General features: G+C 32.9%; 9 protein-coding genes. 4 read left to right on the top strand and 5 right to left on the bottom strand.

All coding sequences use genetic code 11. The features are described 5' to 3' along the window. Nucleotides 1-213: 213 nt before the first annotated feature. The 5 genes from QZ260_RS00840 to folE all read right to left on the bottom strand — a co-directional run bounded on the left by QZ260_RS00840 (nt 214) and on the right by folE (nt 5,888). Complete coding sequence (locus tag QZ260_RS00840) at nt 214-918, bottom strand: toxin-antitoxin system YwqK family antitoxin (RefSeq protein ID WP_295981681.1); 705 nt, start codon at nt 916-918, stop codon at nt 214-216. Nucleotides 919-1,076: 158 nt separating this feature from the next. Beyond that, nucleotides 1,077-2,963 carry a membrane protein insertase YidC gene (gene yidC, locus QZ260_RS00835; RefSeq protein ID WP_295981680.1) on the bottom strand — a complete coding sequence of 629 codons (1,887 nt, stop codon included), beginning with the start codon at nt 2,961-2,963 and terminating at the stop codon, nt 1,077-1,079. A 77-nt stretch (nt 2,964-3,040) separates the two neighbouring features. After that, nucleotides 3,041-4,681 (bottom strand): CTP synthase, encoded by a 1,641-nt coding sequence (locus QZ260_RS00830; protein ID WP_295981677.1) that lies wholly within the window; start codon nt 4,679-4,681, stop codon nt 3,041-3,043. Nucleotides 4,682-4,988: 307 nt separating this feature from the next. Further along, nucleotides 4,989-5,258: a hypothetical protein gene (locus QZ260_RS00825; protein ID WP_295981674.1), complete on the bottom strand. Its 270-nt coding sequence runs from the start codon at nt 5,256-5,258 to the stop codon at nt 4,989-4,991. Nucleotides 5,259-5,300: 42 nt separating this feature from the next. After that, the gene (folE, locus tag QZ260_RS00820) at nt 5,301-5,888 is read right to left on the bottom strand and encodes a GTP cyclohydrolase I FolE (RefSeq protein WP_295981672.1); all 588 of its coding nucleotides are present in this window, start codon (nt 5,886-5,888) and stop codon (nt 5,301-5,303) included. 250 nt (nt 5,889-6,138) lie between these two features. Here folE and QZ260_RS00815 point away from each other — a divergent pair, with 250 nt between their 5' ends. From QZ260_RS00815 to QZ260_RS00800, 4 genes are read left to right on the top strand one after another with little or no spacing between them, the layout of a single operon-like run. Continuing rightward, complete coding sequence (locus QZ260_RS00815) at nt 6,139-8,571, top strand: DUF5916 domain-containing protein (RefSeq protein WP_295981670.1); 2,433 nt, start codon at nt 6,139-6,141, stop codon at nt 8,569-8,571. A gap of 50 nt (nt 8,572-8,621) precedes the next feature. Then, nucleotides 8,622-9,287 carry an ABC transporter ATP-binding protein gene (locus QZ260_RS00810; RefSeq protein WP_295981668.1) on the top strand — a complete coding sequence of 222 codons (666 nt, stop codon included), beginning with the start codon at nt 8,622-8,624 and terminating at the stop codon, nt 9,285-9,287. 9 nt (nt 9,288-9,296) lie between these two features. Continuing rightward, nucleotides 9,297-10,061, top strand: a complete 765-nt coding sequence (locus QZ260_RS00805; RefSeq protein WP_295981665.1) for a TIGR02757 family protein — start codon at nt 9,297-9,299, stop codon at nt 10,059-10,061. 41 nt (nt 10,062-10,102) lie between these two features. Then, a complete protein-coding gene (locus QZ260_RS00800) occupies nt 10,103-11,599 on the top strand; it encodes a carboxypeptidase (RefSeq protein ID WP_295981662.1) in 1,497 nt (498 codons plus the stop codon). Nucleotides 11,600-11,961: the final 362 nt, after the last annotated feature.

The following is an 11,961-nucleotide window of genomic DNA, read 5'->3' as shown; positions in this document are numbered from 1 at the left end:
TGACGCTACAACCTTTACATTAACAGACGAAAGTGGTACAAGTAATATTGTAACAACATTAGTAGATATACAAGGGGCCAACGGTGTTGTACACGTTATAGATCGTGTATTACGCTAAACTTCTAATTAAGAATTTAGTTTGGTTTGTTGATTGTAGACAACCATTTAGTAATCGAGCTAAAAATTGTCTATGAAAAAGAGCGCCTTAAGAAATTAAGGCGTTTTTTTTATGTATTTAGGCTTATAGGTGAAATCTTTTTCCTTAATTAAATCACCTTTTTCATAGTACTTCCATAACCCATCTTTTTTCCCTCTTTTATATTGGCCCTCAGAAACTAATTCTCCTTTTGGATTATAGAATTTTGCATCACCATGCAACTCTCCTTTTTCATAAAAAAATGATTTTAGCACCACATTCTTTTCTGAATACCATAAGCAAGCATCATTTAATTTACCATTAATATAATATTGTTTTTCTGCTATTCGTCCATTAGGATAATATACTAAACGATCACCAACTAACTCTCCTTGATTATTATAGTGTTCTAGAGTAAGTAGTTTATCTGAGTTTTTTTGATAGTATTCCCAAGTACCAATGTATATTTTACCATCCATTCTACCTTCACTAATTACTTTACCACTTGATGCTAAAAACTTTACTTGAGCTTTATTATCCTCTTCCGTAAATTGTTTAGTAGCAGACAGAATTGCTTTTTTCTTATAATTTTTGTAAAACTTAAAGAGCCCTATTTCCTTTCCATGAGAAAACTGTCCTTCGTACCTAATAATATTGGAATCTTCAAAATTCTTTTTCCAAACGCCATGACGCTTCCCGTTGGCATCAAACTGATTAAAATCTTGAGCAAACATGAAGCTACAAGACAATAAAAAAAATAATAAACTATAAAACTTTTTCATTCTAAAAATTTTTATTGTGTCGCTTTCGCGGAAATTATACTTAGTTAACGAATAAACTATAATTTTGTTATAGCAAAAAAGCTGCCAATTAATATTATTGACAGCTTTTTAAATAGTAGATCTTTTGTGATACTAAACCAAGTTCAATAAAACATTATTTATTTACGTTTTTGTTGCGCTTGTTTTTGCTTTTCTGCCTGCTCCATCATATCAGCCATTTTCTTTTGGAAACGTCCTTGTTTTTTAGGCTTCTTTTTCTTCTCTTGCATCTCAGCATGAATTTTATCTTCATCCAGAATAAAGTTTTTAATAACTAAGATAATTCCAATACTAATTAAGTTTGAAATAAAGTAATACAAACTTAAACCAGACGCATAGTTATTAAAGAAAAATAACATCATGATTGGAGAGAAATACATCATGTACTTCATCATTTTACCCATATCTGGCATCCCTTCCTGTTGTGGTTGAGATTGCATATTCTGCCCAGTAGTTAATCGCATGTAGAAGAAAATAGCAATAGAAGCTAATATGGGGAACAAACTTACGTGATTACCATAAAAAGGAATATTGAATGGTAAGTTTGCAATAACGTCGTAAGATGATAAATCTTCTACCCAAAGGAAAGATTTTTGTCTCAAATCGAATGCTGATGGAAAAAATTGAAACAACGCGTAAAACACTGGTAGCTGGATTAAAGCTGGCAAACAACCCGCCATTGGGCTTGCTCCTGCTTTGGTTTGCAACGCCATAGTTTCTTGTTGCGATTTCATTTTGTTATCCTTGTGTTTTTCTCTAATAGCATCAAGTTCAGGTTTTAAAATTTTCATTTTTGCCTGAGATAAAAACTGCTTGTATTGTACAAATGATAATAATATTTTCACTAAAATTGTCATCACCACGATAGCAATACCATAGGGCATAAATCCACCTAAAAAGCCAAAAAGAGGCATAAAGATGTATCGGTTTATCCAACCAAATAATCCCCAACCAAATGGCACTAATTCATCTAAGTTTCTATTATAAGTATCCAGAACTTTAAAATCACTTGGCCCATAATACCAATCCATCGCTTGGTTGATTTCTCCACCTTGTAATTCTAATGGTATTGTTGTTGCAAAACTTTTAGTATATACCGTATCTATAGTTTCGTCTTCAACTAAATTTTCAGTTTTTACTTTTACGTTTTTAAAACGCGTATCTGTTAATAATACCGAAGAAAAGAAATGTTGCTTATAGCCAACCCAAGACACATCTTCTATATCATCTTCACCATCTCTAGTGTAGTCGGCTTTCCCATCTTCGTAATCGTAATGAACATCAGTATATCTGTTTTCATAAGAAATACTTTTAGCATGACGAAATCCTTTAAGTTTCCAATCTAAATTAATGGCTTGAGAACTATTAATTATATTGCTTAAACCTTGCGAACGGATCGCAAAGTCTATCATATAATCGCCTTCTTTCAACTCATAACGATATTCTAAAAACTGACTTTCAGAAACTTTTAGTTTCATAGAAATAACAGTAATATCAGCATTTTTAGTTACCGAAGGAATAAATGGTAAATCTTTAGTATTGAGAATTCGACTATCAGTTGTTCCAAAATTAATATTGAAAGAAGCATTATTATCCTTAATCATAAAGATTGGAATAGAATCGTAATCAACAAATTCTTTTAATCGTACTTCAGACAGATACCCTCCTTTGTTGTTAAACTTAAGCGCTAACAAATCACTTTCAACAACCGTTTCCTTATCTTTTGATTTAATAGCGGAATATGCAAAAGCACCTAACTTGTTTTTTAATTGAACGATTTGAAGAGAATCTGCTCCAGAACCAACAGCATAATCTCCAGCAGTAGTTACTAACGTTTGCTCTTGTTCTATAACTTTTTGTTGAGCTTCAACTTGTTCTTGTTTGGCCTTTTCTTGAGCCTCTATCTGTTCTGGCGTAGGTTGATTTTGCCAAAGCATATATGCTAGAATTGCGAAAATAAGCACAAAGCCTATAATTGAATTAAGATCTAATTTTTTTTCTTCCATCTATTCTTTCGTATCGTTTAAAAAATATTCCTGCATAACCCAGGAATGAAAATAGCTCATCAATAAGCTAACCATTTTTATTTTTGTGCCATAGTGGCATTATTTTTCTTTTTCTTATGAATTAACGAAGCCTTAACAAAAGCTACAAAAAGCGGATGCGGATTAGCAACCGTACTTTTATATTCAGGATGATACTGCACGCCAACAAACCAAGGGTGATCTGGAATTTCGATAATTTCGACTAATCCTGTATCTGGATTTAAGCCTGTTGCAATCATACCTGCTGCTTCAATTCTTTCTTTATAATCACCATTAAACTCATAACGGTGTCTGTGACGTTCTGTAATGCTTTCTGTTTTATAGATATCACGAACTGCACTTCCCTTTTTCAAGTCACATGCCCAAGCACCTAAACGCATAGTTCCACCTTTATCAGTAATGTTTTTTTGGTCTTCCATTAATCCAATAATAGGATTATTTGTACTTGCATTCATTTCTGTAGAAGCAGCATCGGTAATTCCCAAAACATTTCTAGCAAATTCTATAACCGCCATTTGCATGCCTAAACAAATTCCCAAAAAAGGCACATTGTTCTCTCTAACGTATTGCACCGCATCAATTTTACCATCAATACCACGCTCACCGAAACCGGGAGCTACCAAAACACCATCTAGATGTGCTAGCTTTAATTTTGCATTATCCTTGTTTAAAAATTCAGAATGTACAGATTCGACATTCACTTTAACTTCATTTTCCGCTCCAGCGTGAATAAAAGCTTCTAAAATAGATTTATATGAATCTTGTAACTCAACATATTTTCCTATTAAACCAATAGTCACTTCCGTTTTAGGGTTTTTATGACGATGTACAAATTGATTCCATTGCTCTATATCTGGTTTTGAACTTTTTAAATTTAACTTTTCAAGAACTACCTTATCTAAACCTTCTTCAAGCATTAAGTTTGGCACATCATAAATGGTAGATGCATCAATAGACTCTATAACAGCTTCTTCTTTTACATTACAAAATAAAGCTAACTTTCTACGTAATTCTTTAGGTAAATGACGTTCTGTTCTGCATACCAAAATATCAGCTTGTACGCCACTTTCCATTAAAGTTTTTACACTATGCTGCGTAGGTTTAGTTTTTAACTCGCCGGCCGCAGATAAATAAGGAACTAAAGTTAAATGTATAACAATACCGTTATTTTCACCTAAATCCCATCGCAATTGACGCACAGCTTCTATATATGGTAACGATTCAATATCACCAACAGTTCCGCCAATTTCAGTAATTACAATATCATAGTCACCAGAATTACCTAAAATTTGAACACGTTCTTTTATTTCATCAGTAATATGAGGCACTACTTGCACCGTTTTTCCTAGAAATTCACCACGACGCTCTTTTTGAATGACGCTTTGGTAAATTCTACCCGTAGTAACATTGTTTGCTTGACTTGTTGGCCGGTTTAAAAAACGCTCGTAATGGCCCAAATCTAAATCAGTTTCTGCACCATCTTCTGTCACATAGCATTCTCCATGTTCGTATGGATTTAAAGTACCCGGGTCTACATTAATATATGGATCTAATTTTTGGATAGTAACTCTGTAGCCTTGAGCCTGAAGTAATTTAGCAAGAGATGCTGCTATGATTCCTTTTCCTAAGGATGATGTAACACCACCGGTTACAAATATGTATTTTGCTGTAGTTGTCATGTTGCGCTTATAAACGCAGCCAAATTTACAAAATTAAAATAGTTATTAGGGAAATGTTTTTAGTTATTTAAAAGGATTTATAAACTACTTTTCAACTGCATTAAAGTCATCGCTGTAAAAATGTAAAAACGACTAAAAGATTATAATTAGTGCGCTTTTTGAAAAAGAAAACGAGTTCAACTAAAGCTTTTAAATGAAAAATGGGTATGCTTTTTCTTGACTTTATAAAAAAATTCAACGAATTTGATAACGACTGAAATAAGTCTTTAAAACGATATCATACTATTAAAGTTAGCAAAAATTAACTTTAAACCTCTATGGTTTCCTCTGCTTTTTGAAACACATAGGTTAATACCCACATGATAGTGAAGGTTGGGATAATATCAAATCCTGGAATAATTTCTTCAATAAAAGACACCACGCCGGCAACCTTACCTCTCGTGCCTTTATACATTTTACTCATTAAATAACCCGATGCTGGCGCCCAAATAATATCTAATATGGTGAGCATACCAATAGCATCAAAGGCGATACTCAATGCGAGTTTTTTATTTTTACTTAAGTTTTCTAAATTCATTGTTGTTTGTTTTACTAAAATACAACAAGAAACATACCAAATTTATTTCCCAATAAGCTTTAAAAATTCGTTTCTAGTTTCAATTTTTTCAAACTGCCCTCTAAACCCAGAAGTTGTGGTTATAGAGTTTTGTTTTTGTACACCTCGCATCATCATACACATGTGAGATGCTTCAATAACCACGGCAACACCTAGAGGCTTCAACGTGTCATTAATACAATCTAAAACTTGTTCTGTTAATCGTTCTTGTACTTGTAACCGTCTTGCAAAAACATCAATAATTCTTGGTAATTTACTCAGCCCTACAATTTGTCCGTTTGGTATGTAAGCAACGTGTGCCTTACCAAAAAACGGCAAAATATGATGTTCACAAAGTGAGTATAATTCAATGTCTTTTACAATAACCATTTCATTATAAGACTCTTTAAACATAGCGCTTTTAAGAATTTCAACAGGGTCTTGATCATACCCCTGCGTTAAAAACTGCATCGCTTTGGCTGCACGTTCCGGGGTTTTCAAAAGACCTTCTCTAGAAGTATCCTCACCTAAATCTTTAATAATATTTTCATAACTACTTTTAACATCGTCTGTTACTTTTATGTTGTATTCTTCGAAACTCTTATATGGCATAATCGATTTAATTTTTTATTTAGATTCCCGTTTTATCGGGGATGACAATTATAATGCAAACTCAAAGGCATCTCTTCAAATAAGTTTCTTCGAATAAAGGTAATTAAAAATAATTTTGAATGCCTACAATTTAATAAGCGGAAAAACTTTTTAACTTTTTATTGTGAATAATAGAACATAACAAATTTAGTTTTGCTAATGTTAAGTAACTAATAACAAACATACTTCAATCATCAATCAAATCAAAATCATGAAACGAGCTTCGGTATTAATATTTTTCTTATGCATATTTATGCATCTGGAAGCTCAATCCAAAAAAACGTATCAAATTACCAGAACACAAAAAGCACCAACTATTGATGGTGTTCTTAACGAAAGTGTTTGGAGTGATTTACAAATAGCCACAGACTTTATCCAGTTTAGACCCAATATTGGTAATACCCTCCCAAATAATACACGCACAGAAGTTAAGGCAACTTATGATGACAATGCCATTTATTTTAGTGCTAAGATGTATGATGACCCTGATAAAATAATGAGTCAAATAACACAACGTGATAATTTTGGTCAGAACGACTTTTTTAAGATTATTCTTAATCCAAATAACGATGCACAAAACAATACTATATTTATTGTTTTTAGTTCAGGAAGTCAAGCCGATGCTATTGCCACATTAAATAATCAAGATTATGGTTGGAATGCTGTTTGGGATAGTGCTGTGAAAAAAGATGACGACGGATGGTCTGTTGAAATTAAAATTCCATATCGCGCATTACGATTTGCAAATGAAGCTATTCAGACCTGGGATATACAATTTGAGCGTGAAGTAAGACGTGAACGAGCTCGCTACTCTTGGAATCCAATAGACCCCACTATAGGAAGTAATTATCAGTATCATGGTGAGATTAATGGATTAAAAAATATAAAACCACCTATTCGATTAAATTTATATCCGTTTATGTCTGGTGTTGGGACAACCTTTGATGGAGAATCGGAAACCGATTTAAATTTTGGGTTGGACTTAAAATATGGTATAACCGATAATTTTACTCTAGATGCTACGCTAGTTCCAGATTTTAGTCAAGTTGGTTTTGATAATTTAACACTTAACCTAGGCCCATTTGAACAGACCTTTAATGAACAGAGACAGTTTTTTACTGAAGGGGTAGATTTATTTAATAAAGGTAATTTGTTTTTTTCAAGACGTGTTGGAAGCGCACCTATAAGTTCACCTGAATTAAATGACAATGAAACATTTATTAATTACCCTAATACCGTTAAAGTTCTAAATGCCGTTAAAGTATCAGGACGCACTAAAAATGGACTTGGAGTAGGTGTTTTTAATGCTATTACTGAAAAGACTACGACTCAGATTTTAGATACCATATCAGGAAATTCTAGAGAAGCCATTACAGAACCATTTTCAAATTATAATATATTAGTATTAGATCAGCAGTTTAATAACAACTCCTCCGTAAGCTTAATAAACACTAATGTAACTAGAGAAGGAGGTTTTAGAGATGCAAATGTTACGGGGTTATTAGCCGATGTATCAAACAAAAGAAATACCTATAACATCGAAGGTGAAATTAAAATGAGTAATATTTACTTATCAGATGAAACCTCTACTGGTTATAGTTCATCTTTTGAATTAAGGAAAACTCATGGGAACTTTAGATATGGTATCGATCATCGTTTTGCTGATACCAACTATAATATAAATGACCTTGGTTTAATTCGTCGTAATAATTACAATAACTACGGATTGGATTTTTCTTATAGAACCTTTACACCTTCCAAAAAATTAAATAACTACAGAGTAAGTTCATTTTTTAATTATAGACAATTGGCGTCTCCAAATGTATTTACAAGTGCCAATTTTGGCGTTAATTTTAGAGCTACTACAACGGATTTAAATTCATTTGGATTTGACTTTAATTTTGAACCAGGAAAACAATTTGACTATTTTGAGTCCAGACAGGACGGCAAATATTTTGTTTATGAAAACTCTTTAAAAGTAGGAGGTTTTATTTCTAGTAACTACAACAAACGTTTTGCTTTTGAAGTTAGAACGAACTTAAGGACTCTGTTTGAAGATGGACGTGATTTTTTTGCTTACGAGATTAGATTAAGTCCCAGAATGCGATTTAATGAACATTTTTTACTTCAATATAATTTTGAATTTAATTCCAATAAAGGAGATCGAGGTTATGCTACTTCGGAAAACGATGAATCTATTTTTGGAGAACGTAATCGCACTATTATATCTAATAATTTATCCGCACGTTATAACTTTAACCCTTTTCATAGTCTTTCTTTAAATTTTAGAAAATATTGGGATACTGTTAATTATAATGACACACTTTTTTCTTTACTTGATAATGGTCGATTAACTAGCAGTAGTGGTTATACTGCAACAAACGTTGAAAATGACCCAAATATTAATTTCAGTACTTGGAATTTAGATTTAAGTTATTCTTGGCAAGTGGCACCCGGAAGTTTTCTAACTGCATTATACAGAAATCAATTATTTAATAGAGACAATGATGCAGATACTACTTTTGGTAGTAACCTAGATATTTTAATAAATCAACCTATTCAACACACCTTCTCATTGCGCCTTCAATATTTTATAGACTATAGTTCAATTAAAAGTATTTTTAACAAGAAAGTAAATTCTTAATTGTACATAACAGCTTAAAGTAGTAAATTCACGATTATTATTTTTTATAGATGATTCAAGCAAATAATATTCATAAATATTACGGGGATTTACAAGTTTTAAAAGGCGTAGATATCCATATTGAAAAAGGAGAAATTGTCTCTATTGTTGGTGCATCTGGTGCTGGAAAAACAACTTTGTTACACATTTTAGGAACTCTGGACAAAGCCTCTTCAAAAGAAGATTTTGATTTAGTTATAAATAATACTAGCATAAATTCCCTAAAAGACAAAGCTTTAGCGAAATTCAGAAATGAACATCTTGGTTTTATATTCCAATTCCATCAATTATTACCTGAGTTCACTGCGATTGAGAATGTTTGTTTACCAGCGTTTATAAAAGGTACAAAAAAGGCTGAAGCTGAAAAACGCGCTAAAGAACTTTTAGCTTTTTTAGGATTGTCAAATCGCTATAACCATAAACCGAATGAACTTTCTGGAGGTGAACAACAACGTGTCGCTGTGGCTAGAGCACTAATAAATAAACCTGATTTAATTTTTGCTGATGAACCTTCTGGGAATTTAGATAGTGAATCTGCTGAAAATTTACATAACCTATTTTTTAAACTGCGAGATGAATTTGGACAAACATTCGTTATTGTTACACACAACGAAGATTTGGCTAATATGGCTGATAGAAAACTGACTATGGTTGATGGTTTAATTGTTAATCAATAGTTACTTATTTTGAATAAAGCAGAACTAAAAGACTTTTTAGATACCAAAGTTATTCAATACAATAACCCAAAATTTATAGAAAGCGACCCCATACAAATTCCGCATAAATTCAATAAAAAAGAGGATATTGAAATCGCAGGTTTTCTTACTGCTACTATCTCTTGGGGAAACAGAAAAAGTATCATAAACAATGCGAATAGGTTAATGGAGATGCTTGACGACTCCCCTTTTGATTTTGTAATGAATCATCAAGAAACCGATTTAGAAAAACTTCAGTCTTTTGTTCATAGAACCTTTAATGGTAACGACTGCACGCAGTTTATAAAATCACTTCAATATATTTATTCAAATCATAATGGATTAGAAAACCTATTTGCAAAACATGCTGAAAAAGATTCGCTACAACCCTCGATCTCAAATTTTAAGAACACTTTTTTTGAAATTGAACATCTTCAACGTACCAAAAAACACGTAAGCGATCCATTAAAAAACTCGGCAGCTAAACGCATTAATATGTTTTTACGTTGGATGGTTCGACATGATAATGCCGGAGTCGACTTTGGCATTTGGAAAAACATATCTCCTAGCCTACTATCTTGTCCATTAGATGTGCATTCTGGTAACGTCGCTCGAAAATTAGGTTTGTTAAAACGTAAACAAAATGATGCTAAAGCCTTATTAGAGTTAGATACCGCTTTACGAAAATTAGATTCAAAAGATCCTGTAAAATATGATTTTGCATTATTCGGTTTAGGTGTTTTTGAAGGATTTTAGTATTATTTTTTAAATATTTAAAGAAAAATTAATTGCTTAATATGAAACATTATTTTACCGTACTCTTGTTATTAATATCATTTTTTGGATTTTCTCAAACCCTTAAAATCCCAAAAGACACCATGGTGGTTACCAATCATACCACTACTATTAAAAATACACCTATTTCTTATAAAGCAACCACGGGAACGCAACCTGTTTGGAGTAAAAAAGGAGAACCTATTGCGACTCTATATTATACGTATTATGAACGTAGTAATGTAAAAAATAAAGCGAACAGACCTCTGGTGATTTCATTTAATGGAGGTCCAGGGTCAGCTTCTGTTTGGATGCATATCGCTTACACGGGCCCTAAGGTTTTAAATATTGATAACGAAGGTTACCCATTACAACCTTATGGCGTTAAAGACAACCCTAACTCTATTCTTGATGTCGCCGATATTGTTTATGTAAATCCTGTAAACACAGGATATTCAAGAATGATTGAAGATAAAGAAGGCAAACTGCCAGAGCGTAAAACGTTTTTTGGTATTAATGCTGATATTAAATATTTAGCCGAGTGGATAAACACCTTTGTAACCAGAAAAAACAGGTGGGAATCACCTAAATATATTGTAGGAGAAAGTTATGGCGGTACACGTGTTATGGGCTTAGCTAACGAGCTGCAAAATAACCAATGGATGTATTTAAATGGTGTGATTTTAGTGTCTCCAGCAGATTACAAACTATATAGCACTGGTCAGCCTGTTTATTCAGCTTTAAATTTGCCTTATTTTACCGCCGCTTCTTGGTATCAAAACGCCCTTCCTCAAGCATTGCAGCAAAAAGATTTATTAGATATTTTACCAGAGGCCGAAGATTTTGCGATTAACACTTTAATGCCAGCATTAGCCAAGGGTGGTTTTATTTCTGAAAATGAAAAACAAATTATTGCTCAAAAAATGGCTCACTACTCAGGATTAAGTGAGAAATCTATTTTACAGCATAATTTAGATATTCCTACACGATTCTTTTGGAAAGAATTATTACGAGATAAGACAGGACAAACAATGGGGCGATTAGATTCAAGATACTTAGGTCTTGATAAAACAGAAGCCGGCAGCTCTCCAGACTATAGCCCTGAACTAACCTCTTGGATGCATTCTTTTACGCCTGCAATTAATTACTATATAAGAGAGCAGTTAAATTTTAAAACGGATGTTAAATACAATATGTTTGGTGATGTAAATCCTTGGAATAGAGAAAACAATAATGTTAGAGATGGCTTAAGACAAGCTATGGCAAAAAATCCATATTTAAAAGTATTGATTCAGTCTGGATATTACGACGGTGCTACCACCTATTTTGGAGCCAAATATACCATGTGGCAAATAGACCCTAGCGGAAAAATGAAAGATCGTTTTACATTTAAAGGCTATAGAAGTGGCCATATGATGTACTTAAGAAAAGATGACTTAATTTCTGCGAATGATGATTTACGGGTATTTATAAATAATTCTTTATCTAAAGGGAAAGCTGCAAAATACACAAAGGATTAAATAGCTTCGTCTGCAAGTATGTGCGAAAGGGATTGAAACGGCATCCTTATTGGGGAGCTTTGGGTACGCAGTCTATTATTTGAAACGAGGTGTCACATTATAACGAAATCCCAAATCGCGTTCTGACCTGCTTCGCATAAAAATATAGTGGAAAGCCCGACCCTTTTTGGTAACCTGCCTACCAGCACGCAGGCAGGCGCCACAAAAAAAACGATTGACAAACTGTTAGTTCATCAATCGTTAATTTTAATTTGTACTTCTAAAATTTTACTAGCCTTTTAACCAAGCTTCGCGTAATATATTTTGAGCCTCTGTAGCGTCTTTCTTTTGTTTTAGAGCCTTTCCAGTTGTGTAACCTTGAG

Origin of the sequence: uncultured Algibacter sp. (assembly GCF_905480415.1) — a bacterium.
Classification (GTDB): domain Bacteria; phylum Bacteroidota; class Bacteroidia; order Flavobacteriales; family Flavobacteriaceae; genus Algibacter_B.
Note: the sequence above shows the minus strand (reverse complement) of the source record. Positions and strands in the feature narration are given on the sequence as shown.